The sequence below is a fragment of the Cryobacterium sp. genome, assembly GCF_025463825.1.
Taxonomy (GTDB): domain Bacteria; phylum Actinomycetota; class Actinomycetes; order Actinomycetales; family Microbacteriaceae; genus Cryobacterium.
Window position 1 is genome coordinate 14496 of the sequence record NZ_JAODBG010000143.1, and the last position, 15532, is coordinate 30027.

At 68.8% G+C, this 15532-nt stretch carries 15 protein-coding genes and 2 pseudogenes; 14 read left to right on the forward strand and 3 right to left on the reverse strand.

What is annotated here, in order from left to right; genetic code table 11:
• Nucleotides 1–82 precede the first annotated feature (82 nt).
• The 10 genes and pseudogenes from JWP54_RS17300 to JWP54_RS17345 all read left to right on the forward strand — a co-directional run bounded on the left by JWP54_RS17300 (nt 83) and on the right by JWP54_RS17345 (nt 9645).
• Nucleotides 83–1513: a CCA tRNA nucleotidyltransferase gene (locus JWP54_RS17300; RefSeq protein WP_297374760.1), complete on the forward strand. Its 1431-nt coding sequence runs from the start codon at nt 83–85 to the stop codon at nt 1511–1513.
• Between the two features lie 214 nt (nt 1514–1727).
• Nucleotides 1728–2705, forward strand: coding sequence for a hypothetical protein (locus JWP54_RS17305; protein ID WP_297374763.1), 978 nt, complete (start codon nt 1728–1730; stop codon nt 2703–2705).
• A gap of 259 nt (nt 2706–2964) precedes the next feature.
• Nucleotides 2965–3312 (forward strand): annotated as a pseudogene (gene rpsF / locus JWP54_RS17310) (30S ribosomal protein S6); the annotation flags it as partial.
• A 162-nt stretch (nt 3313–3474) separates the two neighbouring features.
• Nucleotides 3475–3984 carry a single-stranded DNA-binding protein gene (locus tag JWP54_RS17315; RefSeq protein ID WP_088457765.1) on the forward strand — a complete coding sequence of 170 codons (510 nt, stop codon included), beginning with the start codon at nt 3475–3477 and terminating at the stop codon, nt 3982–3984.
• Nucleotides 3985–4037: 53 nt separating this feature from the next.
• The gene (gene rpsR, locus JWP54_RS17320; RefSeq protein ID WP_035835236.1) at nt 4038–4301 is read left to right on the forward strand and encodes a 30S ribosomal protein S18; all 264 of its coding nucleotides are present in this window, start codon (nt 4038–4040) and stop codon (nt 4299–4301) included.
• 11 nt (nt 4302–4312) lie between these two features.
• Nucleotides 4313–4762: a 50S ribosomal protein L9 gene (gene rplI, locus JWP54_RS17325; RefSeq protein ID WP_297374782.1), complete on the forward strand. Its 450-nt coding sequence runs from the start codon at nt 4313–4315 to the stop codon at nt 4760–4762.
• A 450-nt stretch (nt 4763–5212) separates the two neighbouring features.
• A complete protein-coding gene (gene dnaB / locus JWP54_RS17330; protein WP_297374785.1) occupies nt 5213–6616 on the forward strand; it encodes a replicative DNA helicase in 1404 nt (467 codons plus the stop codon).
• Between the two features lie 208 nt (nt 6617–6824).
• The gene (locus JWP54_RS17335) at nt 6825–7970 is read left to right on the forward strand and encodes a Re/Si-specific NAD(P)(+) transhydrogenase subunit alpha (protein ID WP_297374788.1); all 1146 of its coding nucleotides are present in this window, start codon (nt 6825–6827) and stop codon (nt 7968–7970) included.
• Nucleotides 7970–8275, forward strand: coding sequence for an NAD(P) transhydrogenase subunit alpha (locus tag JWP54_RS17340; protein ID WP_297374791.1), 306 nt, complete (start codon nt 7970–7972; stop codon nt 8273–8275). The genes JWP54_RS17335 and JWP54_RS17340 overlap by 1 nt, the downstream gene beginning before the upstream one ends.
• Nucleotides 8272–9645 (forward strand): NAD(P)(+) transhydrogenase (Re/Si-specific) subunit beta, encoded by a 1374-nt coding sequence (locus JWP54_RS17345; protein ID WP_297374794.1) that lies wholly within the window; start codon nt 8272–8274, stop codon nt 9643–9645. Before JWP54_RS17340 ends, JWP54_RS17345 begins: the two co-directional genes overlap by 4 nt.
• A 9-nt stretch (nt 9646–9654) precedes the next feature.
• Here JWP54_RS17345 and JWP54_RS17350 read toward each other — a convergent pair whose 3' ends face one another.
• On the reverse strand, nt 9655–10452 hold the full coding sequence (locus tag JWP54_RS17350; protein WP_297374796.1) for a HEAT repeat domain-containing protein: 798 nt from the start codon (nt 10450–10452) through the stop codon (nt 9655–9657).
• Between the two features lie 152 nt (nt 10453–10604).
• Between JWP54_RS17350 and JWP54_RS17355 the strand changes: the two genes are divergently transcribed.
• Together JWP54_RS17355 and JWP54_RS17360 are read left to right on the forward strand one after the other, a co-directional pair.
• The gene (locus tag JWP54_RS17355) at nt 10605–11222 is read left to right on the forward strand and encodes a hypothetical protein (RefSeq protein ID WP_297374798.1); all 618 of its coding nucleotides are present in this window, start codon (nt 10605–10607) and stop codon (nt 11220–11222) included.
• Nucleotides 11219–11488, forward strand: a complete 270-nt coding sequence (locus JWP54_RS17360; protein WP_297374801.1) for a hypothetical protein — start codon at nt 11219–11221, stop codon at nt 11486–11488. The genes JWP54_RS17355 and JWP54_RS17360 overlap by 4 nt, the downstream gene beginning before the upstream one ends.
• Before the next feature lie 81 nt (nt 11489–11569).
• Here JWP54_RS17360 and purB read toward each other — a convergent pair whose 3' ends face one another.
• Together purB and JWP54_RS17370 are read right to left on the reverse strand one after the other, a co-directional pair.
• Nucleotides 11570–12952 (reverse strand): adenylosuccinate lyase, encoded by a 1383-nt coding sequence (gene purB / locus JWP54_RS17365; RefSeq protein WP_297374804.1) that lies wholly within the window; start codon nt 12950–12952, stop codon nt 11570–11572.
• Nucleotides 12949–13476, reverse strand: coding sequence for a low molecular weight protein-tyrosine-phosphatase (locus JWP54_RS17370; RefSeq protein ID WP_297374808.1), 528 nt, complete (start codon nt 13474–13476; stop codon nt 12949–12951). Before JWP54_RS17370 ends, purB begins: the two co-directional genes overlap by 4 nt.
• 124 nt (nt 13477–13600) lie before the next feature.
• On the opposite strand from JWP54_RS17370, the gene JWP54_RS17375 reads away from it, so the two are divergent.
• On the forward strand, nt 13601–13906 hold the full coding sequence (locus JWP54_RS17375; protein WP_297374810.1) for a hypothetical protein: 306 nt from the start codon (nt 13601–13603) through the stop codon (nt 13904–13906).
• Nucleotides 13903–15532, forward strand: a pseudogene (locus tag JWP54_RS17380) (hypothetical protein); the annotation flags it as partial. The gene JWP54_RS17375 and the pseudogene JWP54_RS17380, both read left to right, overlap by 4 nt.

Here is a 15532-nt window from a genome sequence, read left to right on the forward strand (position 1 = left end):
TTCTACGGCGTTGACGCGGGAGAACCCTCCAGGGCCCGAGCGACCGAAACGACCGGCGCGGGCGAGCAACTACCATGGGGTCATGCAGAGCGTCGCGGCAGCCCTCGCACGACTGGGCGACCTGGCTGCCTCCCCCACGGTGTCCCGACTGGCGAATACCTTCGCCCAGGCCGGTTTCGAACTGGCCCTGGTCGGCGGCCCCGTCCGCGACGCCTTCCTCGATCGGGTCACCAACGACCTCGACTTCACGACCAACGCCACACCGGATCAGATCCTGGCGATAGTCAAGCCGATCGCGGAGGCGCATTGGGACATCGGTCGGGCGTTCGGTACCATCGGCGCCCAGATCGCCGGTGAGAAGGTCGAGATCACGACCTACCGCGCCGACAGCTATGACGGCCAGACCCGGCGGCCCGACGTGGTGTTCGGCACCAGCCTGGACGACGACTTGCTCCGGCGGGACTTCACCGTCAACGCCCTTGCCTTGCGGCTGCCCCAGGTTGCTCTCGTCGATCCGTCCAACGGCATCGATGACCTTCTCAACGGGGTATTGCGCACGCCGACGGCACCCGAGATCTCCTTCGGTGACGACCCGCTGCGCATGATGCGCGCGGCCAGGTTCACCGCCCAGCTGGGGTTCTCCCTCGAGATGGACACCGCCATTGCCATGGCGGCCATGGCGGGCAGTATCACCATCATCTCCGCGGAGCGGGTGGGTGACGAGCTCGGCAAGTTGTTGCGCTCGGCCAATCCCCGCGCCGGAATCGAAATATTGGTGGAGTCCGGGCTGGCCGCCATCGTGCTGCCGGAGATCCCCGCCCTGCGCCTGGAGGTCGACGAGCACCACCACCACAAGGACGTCTACCAGCACACCCTCACGGTGCTCGACCAGGCGATCGGCTACGAGCGCAGCCGCCAGACCCTGACTGAACCCGACCTCGTGGTGCGCCTGGCGGCGTTGCTGCACGACATCGGGAAGCCCGCGACCCGCAAGTTGGAGCCCGGCGGGGTCGTTAGTTTCTACCACCATGACGTGGTCGGTTCGAAGCTGGCCAAGAAGCGGTTACGCGCCCTGCGGTTCGACAACGACACGATCTCCGCCGTGTCCCGACTGGTGGAACTGCACCTGCGGTTCTTCGGTTACACAGAAGGGGCCTGGACCGACTCCGCCGTGCGCCGATACGTGCGCGATGCCGGCGACCAGCTGGAGCGCCTGCACATCCTCACCAGGGCCGATGTCACCACCCGCAACCGCCGCAAGTCCGACCGGCTCGCCTTCGCCTACGACGACCTCGAGCAGCGCATCAGCGAACTCGCGGCCCAGGAGGAGATGGACTCCGTGCGCCCGGACCTGGACGGCGAGCAGATCATGGCGATCCTGGCGATCAAGCCAGGACGTGAGGTCGGTCAGGCCTACCGCTACCTGCTGGAGCAGCGCCTCGACGACGGCCCGCTCGGCACCGAGGAAGCCACCCGCCGCCTGCAGACCTGGTGGGCCGCCCGCGGAGCCTGACCCCTCCCCTCCGCCGACTCTCCCTCCGCCGACTCTCCCCTCCGCCGAGTTGCCCATCTGCGGACCACTTGCCCCGCTCTAGCAGGGCAACTCGTCCGCGACGGAGCAAGTCGCGACGGTGCGCCCCTCCTCCACAGGGCCGACGCCAGCTGGTTGTGCAGGACGGCGCACCTGGCCGGTCGCGTAGGACGCTCGACCGCGCAGGCTCGTCGCCATGGACCATGACGATCTGGCGGCCACCCCGCTGCACCTGACCCGAGACCGACTCGGCCACGACGGCCGTGCCCTGCGCCGGGAGCGTGGAAGCGGTGCGACCGAGCGCCTCCGCCGGGGCGTCTATGTCCCGAGCAGTATTTGGTCGAGCGCCGACGCGGATGCCCGCTACCTGATGCGGATTCACTCGGCGGTGCTGTCCCGGCAATCGCGGCCCGTGGTGAGCCATTTGTCTGCCGCGCGGGTCTGGGGACTGCCCATCCTCGGGGCCTGGCCATCGGAGGTCCACCTACAGGGCGGCAGCGCCCAGACGCGCAGCTCGAAGAACTGGATCGCCTGGCATCACGATCCACTGCCGGACGACGACGTTTCCGAGGTCGGCGGGCTGCTCGTCACGACCCGGCTGCGAACCCTGGTGGATCTCGCGCGGAGTCAGCCGTTCCGCTCCGCGGTGATCAGCCTCGACGCCGGTATCCAGGAGAACTTCGTCGTGCCGGACGGGCGAGTGCTGCCCGCCATCCGCCGCGACGAGGTCATGGAGCGGGTGCTGCAACTCGGATCCAGGCGAGGCACCCGCCGCGCCCGCCAGGCAGTGGGTTTCGCGGATGCGCGCTCGGGCTCCGTCGGGGAATCCCTGAGCCGCTCGGGCTTCCTGCTGGCGGGGATGCCGATGCCTGACCTGCAGGCGGTCTACCACCACGCCTTCGGTGAGGACCGGGTGGACTTCCGTTGGAAGCGACGGTTCCACGTGAAACGCCTCCCGGTGCTCGGTGAGTTCGACGGGGAAGTCAAATACACCAGAGGTGAGTTCATGGGCGGGCGCACGGTCGAGGAGATCGTCTGGGCTGAGAAACGTCGGGAAGACCGGCTGCGTGCGCATGGCCGGTCAATGGTGGTCCGCTGGCTCTGGGCTGATGCGCTCCGACCGGAGCGCCTGCGTGCCCTGCTACTGCATGCCGGCCTGAGGCCCGGCCAGTGACCGCGCGCCCGGGCCGTGAGTTGCCCCGAAACGGACGAGCTGCCCCGGCACAGCGGAGCAAATCGTCCGCATGGGGGCAAGTGGGAGAAGAGCTCCGGTGCGGAGGGCATCGGGAGGGATGGTGGCGGACGAGCCACGATTCCAGTAGTCTTGGCAGGTTGTCTGTGTGCCGGATCCCGGCCTCCACCTTCAACACATGCACAACCCTCCTGTTGCAGAAATACTGCAGCCGTTTTAGTCCGAAGGAGGTGGGTTAGTCATGCACCAGTACGAACTGATGGTTATCCTCGATCCCGAGATCGATGAGCGCACCGTAGCTCCCAGCCTTGACAAGTTCCTCAACGTTGTTCGCAACGATGGCGGAACCATTGACAAGGTTGATGTTTGGGGTCGCCGCCGTCTCGCATACGAGATCAACAAGAAGGCCGAGGGCATCTACGCCGTCGTCGACTTCACCGCAAACGCCGCAGCAACTGCCGAGCTCGACCGTCAGCTGAAGCTGTCGGAAGCCGTCATGCGCACCAAGGTGCTTCGCGCAGAAGAGGGCATCGCCCAGGTTGCCGTCGCAAGCAAGCTTGCCGCCGAGAAGGCCGCCCGCAAGGCAGCCAACCCGAAGGCTGCTGCTGCTCCGGTCAAGGCCGACGCTCCTGCCGCAGCGCCCGCTGCCAAGGTCGCCGCTTCCGCCAAGCCTGCAGCTGCCCCGGCAGCTCCGGCCGCCGTGGACGCTCCTGCCGAGGCAGACGCCGACAAGGCAAGCGACAAGTAGCCCATGGCCGGCGAGACCGTAATCACCGTGGTGGGCAACCTCACCAGCGATCCGGAACTGCGTTACACGCAGAACGGGCTGGCGGTAGCCAACTTCACCATTGCCTCCACTCCGCGCAACTTCGATCGTGCGACCAGCGAGTGGAAAGATGGCGAGGCACTGTTCCTGCGCGCGAGCGTTTGGCGTGAATTCGCCGAACACGTGGCCGGTTCACTGACCAAGGGTTCCCGTGTCATCGCTTCCGGGCGTCTCAAGCAGCGTTCGTATGAGACCAAGGAAGGTGAAAAGCGCACGAGCATGGAGCTCGAGATCGACGAAATCGGTCCTTCGCTGCGCTACGCCACCGCCTCCCTCACCCGCGCGCAGTCGTCCTCTGCTCCCCGCGGCGGCGCGCCCGTCGCGCAGCAGCAGGGTAACGACGAGCCCTGGGCCCCCAGCGCCCCCGCAGCCAACACCGGCGGCGGAGATGTCTGGAACACCCCGGGTAACTTCAGCGACGAGACCCCCTTCTAAGCCGAACCTCACGGTTGACGGCTGCACACAACGTTTAAGAAAGTAAGGAAATCATGGCTGGAAAGTCGAGCGGCGACCGCCGCAAGCCGCTCCGCGGTGCAAAGGGTGGCAAGAACGCCGCTCCCGCGAAGTCGATCCGGGTTGGTGTCATCGATTACAAAGATGTCCCCACTCTTCGGAAGTTCATCTCAGAGCGTGGAAAGATCCGCGCCCGCCGCATCACCGGCGTCTCCGTCCAGGAGCAGCGCCTAATCGCGCGCGCCGTCAAGAACGCCCGCGAAATGGCCTTGCTGCCCTACGCCGGCTCAGGCCGGTAAGGAGCCCTCACATGTCGAAACTGATTCTGACGCACGAGGTCTCCGGCCTCGGTACCCCCGGTGACATCGTTGATGTCAAGAACGGGTTCGCTCGTAACTACCTTCTCCCCCAGGGCTTCGCTGTTGCGTGGACCCGCGGTGCCGAAAAGCAGATCGAGCAGATCAAGGCCGCCCGCGTCGCCCGCGAGCACGCCACCCTCGAAGAGGCCCAGGCTCTCAAGGTCTCCCTTGAGAACACCAAGGTCAAGCTGGTCGTCAAGGCCGGCGCCGGCGGACGCCTCTTCGGCTCCGTCAAGACCACCGACGTGGCCGACGCGGTCGCCGCGGCCGGCCTCGGTGCCATCGACAAGCGCAAGATCGAGCTCAGCCCGATCAAGGCGACCGGTGAGCACACTGCGACGGTTCGTCTGCGCGACGAGGTCAGCGCGACCATCAACCTTCAGGTTGTTGCCGCGAAGTAGTCGTTCATCTCCCCAGGTGTGGCGGTGGTTCCTCCGGGAACCGCCGCCACACCTTTTTAACGAACAGCCGTGCGCGCGACCACCGTTTCGGTGCCGATGCATCCCTTCTTCATACCCCTTTGTGCACAGGTGTCCACCTATTTCATCAACATTCAACCGAGCACTGAAACTAGTTTCTTCACACCCCTGTGCACAACAGTTATTGCCGGTCAGACGCGGTTTAATTGCACATACTCGTTAGTTGTCCACAGGCGAGTGCACAGGTTGTGCACAAGTCACGCGGCGTTTCGCGCAGATTATTCACACGGTTATCCACAGGCTGGTTTGGCGGGGCTGGTGACTCTCTCTAGGGTGGGCAAGCGGGTACATCCACACCCTGCCTGCGTGCCGGACCGTTCCTGTCAGCGGCTCCTGATACACCTGAACCACACCAACACGAGGAGGCTCGGCGTGTCGATAGCTCACCTGGGTTTGGCCGACCAACGCTCAGACCAACGCGGCTCCGACTACCGCGGCGCCTCAGAGCCTCGTCACAGTGAGCGCACCCCGCCGCACGACCTCCTCGCCGAGCAAAGCGCCCTCGGCGGCATGATGCTGAGCAAGGACGCCGTCGCCGACGTGGTCGAGACGGTGCGTGCCGCCGACTTCTACGTTCCCAAGCACGAGATCATCTTCGATGCGATCCTCTCGCTGTACGCGCAGGGTGAACCCACCGACGTCATCACCGTCACCGACGAACTCACCAAGCTCGGCGAGATCTCCCGGGCCGGCGGCGCCGACTACCTGCACACCCTGACGAGCCTGGTCCCCACGGCGGCCAACGCCGGCTTCTACGCCACGATCGTCGCCGAGCGGTCGATGCTGCGCAAGCTCGTCGACGCCGGTACCCGCATCGCACAAATGGGCTACGCCGGCGAGGGCGAGGTGCTCGACCTGGTCAACACGGCCCAGGCCGAGATCTACTCCATCACGGGTAGCACCGAGACCGAGGACTACGTTCCGCTGACGGATGCCGTCACGGCCGCCATCGAAGACATCGAAGCCGCCAAGCTCAAGGACGGCCAGTTCACCGGAGTACCCACCGGGTTCGCCGACCTGGACGAGCTCACCAACGGTTTCCACGGCGGCCAGCTGATCATCGTCGCCGCCCGGCCCGCCCTCGGTAAGTCCACGCTCGCCCTCGACTTCGCGCGGGCGGCCTCCATCCACCACGACATGCCGAGCATCTTCTTCTCCCTGGAAATGGGCCGCAGCGAGATCGCCATGCGACTGCTCGCCGCCGAGGCCTCCGTGCCCCTGCAGAGCATGCGTAAGGGCAACGTGGAGGCGCGCGACTGGACCACCATCGCCGCCACCCGTGGCCGCATCAACGACGCGCCGCTCTACATCGACGACAGCCCCAACATGACCCTCGTCGAGATCCGCGCCAAGTGCCGTCGGCTCAAGCAGCGCGTGGGCCTCAAGCTCGTCGTGATCGACTACCTGCAGCTGATGACCTCGGGCAAGAAGGTCGAATCCCGCCAGCAGGAAGTCAGCGAGTTCTCCCGGGCGCTCAAGCTCCTCGCCAAGGAACTGCAGGTTCCCGTGATCGCCCTCTCCCAGCTCAACCGTGGCCCTGAGCAGCGCGCCGACAAGATGCCCGCCATCTCCGACCTGCGCGAGTCCGGATCGCTGGAGCAGGACGCCGACATGGTGATCCTGCTGCACCGCGAGAGTGCGTACGAGAAAGACAACCCGCGCGCCGGCGAGGCCGACCTGATCGTGGCCAAGCACCGTAACGGCCCCACCCGCACGGTCACGGTGGCCTTCCACGGCCACTACTCGCGCTTCGCCGACATGGTAGCGGGCGCCTAGCTTCCAGCTGGGCCCCGAGGTAAGGTCGCTCACGGCGGCCCCGGTTCCGGAAGGCGCTTTCCCCGGGCTGGGGTAAGGGTCTTTCGGCCCTGAAATTCCGGACGGCTCGCAAAACCCGCCGGTACGCTACGAGAAGCGATCGCTGCGACGCGCGCGAACGAACCCGTTCCCGCCACACGTCGGCAGATGCTTCGAAGGAGAGTTCCACGTGAAGGTTGGCATCGGGCGGGAACGTCGAGACGGCGAAAAACGTGTCGCCGCAACACCGGAGACGGTGACGCAGCTCACCGGGCTGGGGGTCGACGTCACCGTCGAAGCCGGCGCCGGGCTGGCCTCCGGATACTCCGATGCCGCCTACGAGAAGGCCGGCGCCCACCTGGCGACGCGGTTCGACGCCAGCGCGTTCGATGTGCTCTGCCACGTTCGGCCGCTCAGCCCCGAGCTGGCCGCGACCCTGTCGGCCGGCACTATCACGGTCGGCCTGGCCTCCCCGGCCTCCGAACTGCCCACCGTCGCCGCCCTGGCCGCGGCCCAGGTCACCTCCTTCGCCCTCGAACTGGTGCCGCGCATCTCCCGCGCCCAGTCGATGGACGCCCTGACCTCCCAGGCTCTGGTCGCGGGCTACCGCGCCGTACTCGAGGCCACCATCCGCTTCCCCCGCTTCTTCCCGCTGTACATGACCGCCGCCGGCACCATCCCGCCCGCCCGGGTGCTGGTGCTCGGCGCCGGCGTCGCGGGCCTGCAGGCCATCGGCACCGCCAAGCGCCTCGGCGCCCGGGTCTCCGCCTACGACGTGCGCCCGGCCTCGGCCGACGAGGTCACCTCGATGGGCGGGACGTTCATCACGCTCGACCTGGACGCCGTGGAGGGCTCGGGCGGCTACGCCACCGAGCTTGCCGAGGACCGGGCCACCCGCCAGCGCGAACTGCTGGCACCATACGTGGCCAAGGCGGATGTGCTCATCACGACCGCCGCCATCCCCGGCCGCCCCGCCCCGCTGCTGGTGACCCGCCAGATGGTTGCAGCCATGCCGGCCGGCTCCGTCGTCATCGACCTCGCCGCCGAAACCGGTGGCAACGTGGAGGGCGTTCTGGTCGGCACCGACCAACTCGTGCCCACCACTGCCGGTGACGGTTCCGTCACCCTGGTCGGCATGCAGGACGCCGCCTCCGCGATGGCGTCGGACGCCTCCCGCCTCTACGCCAAGAACGTCGCCAACCTGCTCGCGCTGATGACGCACGACGGCGAGGTCGTTCCCGATTTCGCCGACGAGGTCGTTGCCGGCGCCTGCCTCACCTCGGGCGGCGAGGTGCACCACGCACCGACAGCGGCCGCGCTGGAAGGAAAGAACTGATGGATCCCGTCACCCTCCTGACCGTCATCGTCCTGACCGTCTTCGTCGGCTTCGAGGTGGTCTCCAAGGTGTCCAGCACCCTGCACACCCCGCTGATGAGCGGCGCCAACGCCATCCACGGCATCATCCTGATCGGCGCGATCATCGTCGCCGGCCAGCTGGATGACCCGTGGCTGCTGGTTGTGGCCCTGCTCGCCGTGGCCCTGGCCACCGCCAACCTCGTCGGCGGGTTCGTCGTCACCGACCGCATGCTGGGCATGTTCCGCGGCCGTAAGCCCGTCACCGAGAAAGACAGCACCAAATGAGCCTCCTGTCCGCCGAGTGGACCGCCCTGCTCTACCTGGTCGCGGCCGTCTGCTTCATCCTCGCCCTCAAGGGCCTGAGCTCTCCTCGCACGGCGCGCCGCGGCAACCTGATCGGCGCCGGTGGAGCGACCCTGGCCGTGATCACGGTGTTCCTCTCGGCCAAGCTCGACAACATCCCGTACATTCTCCTGGCCATCGTGGTCGGCTCCGCTATCGCGGCGCCGATCTCTCGCCGGGTGCAAATGACCCAGATGCCCCAACTCGTGGCGCTGTTCAACGGGGTCGGCGGCGGCGCGGCCGCGCTGGTGGCCGTGCTCGAACTCGGCCACAGCACTGGCCCGTGGGTTCTCGTCGCCGTGGTCTTCACCATGCTCGTCGGCGCAGTCTCCTTCGCCGGTTCCGCGATCACCGTGGCCAAGCTGCAGGAACTGATCACCACCCGCCCGGTGGTCTTCCCCGGCATGAAGTGGGTCATGTCCCTCGCCGCCGTCGCCGCGCTCGTCGTGGCTGGCGTTGTCGTGGCCACCGGGTCCGCCGGTTGGGCGCTGCTGCTGCTCGTGCTCGGCCTCGCGGTCGGCCTGCTGCTGGTGCTGCCCGTCGGCGGTGCCGACGTGCCCATCGTGATCTCCCTGCTCAACGCCTTCACCGGCCTGGCCGTCGCCGCGTCCGGCGTGGTGCTGGACAACGTTCTGCTCGTGGTGGCCGGTACCCTCGTGGGCGCCAGTGGCACCATCCTCACCCGCGCCATGGCCTCCGCCATGGGCCGCGGGGTGAGCGGCATCATGTTCGGCGCTTTCCGCGGCGGCTCCACCGCCGGCTCGACCGAGCAGAGTAACCGGCCGGTGCGCTCCTCCAGCCCCGAAGACGTCGCCGTGATGCTCGCCTACGCCCAGCGCGTGGTGATCGTGCCCGGCTATGGCCTGGCCGTTGCCCAGGGCCAGCACACCATCGCCGAGCTCGCCACGACCCTCGAGGCCCGCGGCGTCGACGTCGATTTCGCGATCCACCCGGTCGCGGGCCGGATGCCAGGGCACATGAACGTGCTCCTCGCCGAGGCCAACGTTCCCTACGAGTCGCTCAAGGAGATGGCCGAGGTCAACCCCGAGTTCAAGAACACCGATGTCGTGCTCGTCGTCGGTGCGAACGACGTGGTCAACCCGGCCGCGAAGACCTCGCCGGGCTCGCCGATCTATGGGATGCCGATCCTCGAGGTCGAGGACGGCCGGCAGATCGTGTTCCTCAAACGGTCGATGCGCCCCGGGTTCGCCGGGATCGAGAACGAGTTGCTCTTCGACCCGAAGACCACCCTATTGTTCGGCGACGCGAAGGACTCGCTCACCAAGGTGCTCGGCGCGGTCAACGCGCTCTGACCGGCCGGGCTACCCGAGGGCACCCCAGAGGTTGTGGTCGGCCAGCACCGCACGAAGCCGTGCCTTGGTGAGGTTCGACCGCACAATCCAGCGGGCGTCCGGATCCTCGTCGGCCTCCAGGGTGCGGAAGGCGCTGAGCCCGGCCTCGGGGCTCGCGGCGATCGCCACGCTCCAGCCATAGCCCAATGCCTGGCGCAGCACCCGGTGCGCCTCCTGGGTCCTGGTCGGCTCGGACACGATCGGGCCGCCACCGAGCAGCAGCTCGGTGGCCCGCGCGCAGGCCTGCAGGGCGAGCGCTTGGGCGTCGTCGGTGTGCAGCAGCCGGGGCTCGCAGATCGCGGCAACGGCGGCTCTGGCCAGCCAGGCATCCGCGCTGGCCGACCAGTCGTCGACGATGCCTTGCAGCGCGCCCGGTTCAGCGTCCCCCAGTAGTTGGAGCCCCCGGGCCGCACCCTCCCGCACCCGCCAACGCTCGTCCGCGGCCGCCCGGCGAAGCGCTGGAAGCGCTCGATCCCGATCGGCCGGCTCCAGGAGCAGGCGGCCCAGGGCCTCGGTGCCGCAGAAGGCAAGGTATTCATCGGAAGAATCCACCAGGCTCCAAATCAGGGCAGCTGGGGCGCCGGCGGCGAAGGCGTCGGCGAGCGCCAGGTTGGCGCGCGGGCCCGGGAGGCCGGAGTGGTCGGTGAGATAGCCGGGCACGGCGTCGGGTGAGCGGGCGAACAGATCGGCGAGCGCAGCCGAAGGGTCAGTGGCGCCGGCGGCAGCGGCAGCGGCAGCGGTGCTCACCGGTGTGCGTGGTTCGGGCATGGTCGTGACCCCCTGTCCCGCCTGACGGTAGTCGCCCCGCCGCCGCCCCGCTACGGGAAGCCACGCTTGTTCCGGTACCCGAGGGGGCACAGAAGTCTCCAACTGCCGCCGCGTAGACTGGGAGCATTCCCTGCGACGAAAGAGGTGCCCGCGTGGCGCATGCCCCGGCAGCTGCCGTGATCGGCACCCGGTATTGGACCGTTCCCGTGGCGCGCGCCGTGGTGGCGTTCGTGCCAGCGGCCGTGATCACGTTCACGGCCGACCACTCCGCGCAGTTCGGACTGCTCGTCTTCGGGGCCTTCGCCGTGGTCAACGGCCTGGTCGGTGCGCTGCTGGGCCGGCGGAGCATCCTCGACCCCCGGGACCGCACGCTGTTCGTGCTGCAGGGAGTCGTCGGAGTCGTGGCCGGCGCCCTCGCGCTCGTCCTGCACGCCGGCGGCTTGGGCTTCTTCCTATACCTCGTCACGGTCTGGGCGGCCGTCACCGGAGTCCTCGAGGTGTACGCCGGCACCCGGCTGCGCCGGCGCGCGCAGGACGCCAGGGACAAACTTGCCGCCCGCGACTGGCTGGTCGTCGGCGCCCTGACCGCTGTGCTCGCCCTGGTCTTCCTGCTGCTGCCGCCACACGCCGTGGTTTCGGTGGGCCTGCTCGACGCCTACCTGGTGATCAGCGGCGTGTACCTCGCCATCGCCGGCGTCTCCCTCCTCCCTGCGCCCGCGGACGCACAGCGCGACCTGGCCTCCTCCTCCACAGATTCGGACACCCCGTGACCCAGAACTCCCCGCACAAACCCACCAGGTCCGAGATCCTCAAGCCGGTCGAACTGGTCGGCATCTCCGCCGCGATGGGGCTCTTCGTGGGGCTGACCATCCTCCTGGCCACCCGCAACTGGGCGCTGTCGTCGATCGCGCTGGGCATCACCTTCATCATCGCGCTGGTGGTCATTGCGATGCTCGCCCTCGGCGTGAAGCCGGATGCGGCCGAGAAGAGCGACATCGACGAGCAGAACCAGGGCGGCGAGAAGCCCGGCCATTAGCCTCTGACCGGACCGCCCCGAGCCGGCGTGGCGGCATCCCGGGGCACAGCAAGCACCCCGGGAAGACCGGCCGCCGCGGGCTCAGCCGAGGTAGTCGACCAGCGGGTCGGCCAGGCCGACGTAACCGCCGGGGGTGAGCTCGAGCAGGCGGGCCTTCGCGGCGTCGCCGATCTCCAGCTCCTGCACGAAGGCCACCAGGTCGGCGCGGTTGATCCGCTTGCCGCGGGTGAGTTCCTTGAGCAGCGCGTACGGGTCGGCGATAGTGGAACGGCCGGCGCTGACCTCGGCGCGGATCACGGTCTGGATGGCCTCGCCGAGGATCTCCCAGTTGGTGTCCAGGTCGTGCGCGAGCAGGTCCCGGTCCAGGTCGATCTCGCCGAGGCCGCGCACCAGGTTGTCGAGCGCGAGCAGCGAGTGCCCCAACCCGACGCCGATGTTGCGCTGGGTGGTCGAGTCCGTCAGGTCGCGCTGCAGCCGGGAGGTCACCAGCGTCGCCGCCAGGGAGTCCAGAAGGGCACTGGAGAGCTCGAGGTTCGCCTCGGCGTTCTCGAACCGGATGGGGTTGATCTTGTGCGGCATGGTCGACGAGCCGGTGGCGCCGGCCTGCGGCACCTGACGGAAGTAGCCGATCGAGATGTAGGTCCAGATGTCGGTGGCGAGGTTGTGCAGCACCCGGTTGGCGTGGGACACCTTGCCGTACAGCTCGGCCTGCCAGTCGTGCGACTCGATCTGGGTGGTCAGCGGGTTCCAGCCCAGTCCAAGGCCCTCGACGAACCCGCGGGACACGGCGGGCCAGTCCACGGCGGGGTCCGCGGCGACGTGCGCGGCGAAGGTGCCGGTGGCGCCGCTGAACTTGCCGAGGTACTCGTTGGCCTCCACCTGCTTCTGGATGCGCTCCAGCCGGTAGACGAACACCGCCAGTTCCTTGCCCATGGTGGTGGGCGTGGCGGGCTGACCGTGCGTGCGGGCCAGCATGGCGTCGGCGCGGTAGTCGGTGGCCAGGCCGCGGAGGGCGCTGATCAGTGCGCGCAGCTTGGGCAGCCACACGTCGCGCACGGCCTCGGACACGGTGAGCGCGTAGGCGAGGTTGTTGATGTCTTCGCTGGTGGCGGCGAAGTGCGTGAGTTCGCTGATGGCCTCCAGGCCCAGCGGCACCAGGCGGCGGCGCACGAGGTACTCCACGGCCTTCACGTCGTGGCGGGTGACGGCCTCGAGGGCGGCCAGCTCGTCGATCTCGGCCTGGCCGAAATCGGTGACCAGCGCCCGGAGGCCACTCTTCTGCTCGGCCGTGAGCGGGCTCGAGCCGAACAGGCTGCGCTCGGTGAGGGTGATCAACCACTCCACCTCGACCTTGACGCGTGCCCGGTTGAGTCCGGCCTCAGACAGGTGCTCGCCCAGTTCGGTGACGGCGGCCTGGTACCGGCCGTCGAGTGGACTGAGGACCTGCGGGGGTAGTGGACTCATCGGACTCCCTGTCGAATTGCCGGTGCGAGTTGCGCGAAGAGCGCAAAATTGGCTCTCTCAATCATGCCTAAAACCGAGTCAAACAGCGCATCGTCGGAATAGTACGGGTCGGGCACGTCCCGGAGGACGGCCTGATCCTGGTCGAAGCTGAGCAGCAGGCGCACCTTGTTGCGGTCGCGTTCGGTGGCCGCCCAGTTGCGCAGGATGCGTTCCTGCGAACGGTCGAGCACCACCACCAGGTCGAGGTCGTCGAACCAGGCGGCGTCGAACTGGCGGGCCCGGTGGTGGCTGCCGTCGTAGCCGCGCTTGGCCAGCGCGGAGATGGTGCGGGTGTCGGCCTGCTCGCCGACATGCCAGTCGCCGGTGCCGGCCGAGCTCGTTGTGATGAGCCGGCCGAGTCCGGAGCGCGTGATGAGGTCGCGCAACATCACCTCGGCCATGGGCGACCGGCAGATATTGCCGGTGCAGACGAAGATAATCCGAAAAGGCGTCGACTCATCTGGACTGAGCGCCGCGAAATTCATGTGTCTATTGTGTTCCACATTCCCCTCCTCCACATCGGCCCTTCGGAGCGACTTCTCCCGGCTCGTCCCGGTGACGGACGAACGCACTCAGAGTGGCACAGTCTGGGCCCGACGAGGAGGCGCGATGGAAACATTCAGTGGCAGCATCCGGCCGGATGTGATCGGCGAACTGACCGGCGAGGCCGCCGCAGCACTCGCCCGGCTGCGCGAGCAACGGTGGCGGCTGGATCGGCTGCGGCGCGAGGTGGAGGCGGCAGGCCGCCGGCTGGCGGGCCAGCAGGTCGGCCCCGGCTGGCGGTCGGCGGCGCAGCGGGCCTACGAGGAGCGGCTGGCTGACCTGGTCCGTGGCCTGCAGGGTGCTTGGCGCGCCCTGGACGACGCTCTATACGCCGTGGACGTCGCCATCGACTGTGTGAAGGCCGCCCGATGACCGATGGCGGCGGCACCGGCGGTTCCGGCGCCGCGAACCGGGAGTTGACGATTTCCGGCGGCGGCAGCACTCAGGTCGCCACTGACGTCGTCTTCGTCCAGGTGGCGACCCTGCGCCTGGTTCAGGGCGAGGCGGAGGGCTGGCAGGAGCAGCTCGGTCAGGTCCGGTCGATCGGCACCGGGCCGGTGCATGGCTGGCAGCCGGACGACCTCGCGGCATGCGTGTTCGCCGCGTTCGCCGCGATCACGACCATCGCCCAGGACAGTCGCGAGCTGGCCGACCGGCTCGTCGAAGCGGCCGAGGAGTACGGCCGCCTCGAAGCGAACCTCGACCTGACCCTGCGACGCACCGGCTCCTGGCTGGGGCATGCCCTCGGCGCCCTCCGGCCGCTGGCGGCGCTGGCGGCGCTGGCGCTGGCGGCGCCCCTGGCGTACCTGGCCGTGGGATCGCTGATTTCCAATGCGATCCTCGGCCGGGGTGTCTCCGTGGTACCGCCGGTGCTGGCGGACTGGTTGCGGGAGAATCGGGGGCTGCTCACCGACCCGGCGACCGTGGCCCTGGTGCGGGTCTTGGTTGCCTCGGCCGACGACGCGGCCCTGGGCGGAATGGGCGTGCCATACCCGGTGGCCGCGGCGCTGGGCGACGACGGTGCCGGGCTGTTCGGGGCACCCTCCTCGGCGTTCGGCCTGCTCATCGCGGCCCGGGCAGCCGGGATGCTGCGAGAGACTCCCGTGCGGGTGCACCGGGTGGGAGGGTCGGCGGTGCCCCGCCCGGCGCCCGGGCTCCTTTCGATGCCCCGGCGAGACCGGGCGGCCACCCCTGCGCCCGCTTCCGTGCCGGCCCCGGCGTCCACCTCAGCGCTCCCATCGGCGCCGGTCCTGTCGCCTCGGTCCGCGCCCGAGCCCGCGGCGGCCGGCGGATCTCCCGCCGCCGCCGGCGCGGGCACCGCCCTGGCGGCGCCGAACCCGCCGACCGGGTTCGCCGACTTGGCCGAGCGCATCCCCACTGCCGATGACGGCGGCCAGGTGCGCATCGAACGCTACGGCGACGCCGAGCATCCGTCCTGGCTCGTGTATATCGGCGGCACCGTGGAATGGAGCCCGGCCGGGTCGACCGAACCGTGGGACATGACCTCCAACGTCACGGCAGTGGCCGACCAGGAGGCCGGTTCCTACCAGGCGGTGCTGCAGGCGCTGCAGCTGGCCGGGGTACAGCCGGGTGACCCGGTGCTGCCGGTCGCGCACTCGCAGGGCGGGCTCATCGCCGCAGAGCTGGCCGCCCGCGGTGACGTCAATGCCGTGGGGATGGTCACGTTCGGGGCGCCCGCCGGCCAGGTGGCCCTTCCCGCGGAGGTGCCGGCGATTGCCGTCGAGCACTCCGACGACATCGTTCCGGCGTTGGGCGGCACGCCGGCCGAGGACGACCGGCGCCTGTACGTGCGGCGGCAGCTGTTCGTGGACACCGCGGTGCCCGTGGCCGAGCCGCTGCCGGCGCACCAGCTGGCGGGTTACCGGGAGACCGCAGGCCTGGTGGACGCCTCGGCCGAGCCGCGGCTGGTGGCCTTCCGTGAGCAGCTCGGCGCGATCGTGGGAACGACCCCCGGCGAACAGAGCGTCTGGCGCGCGG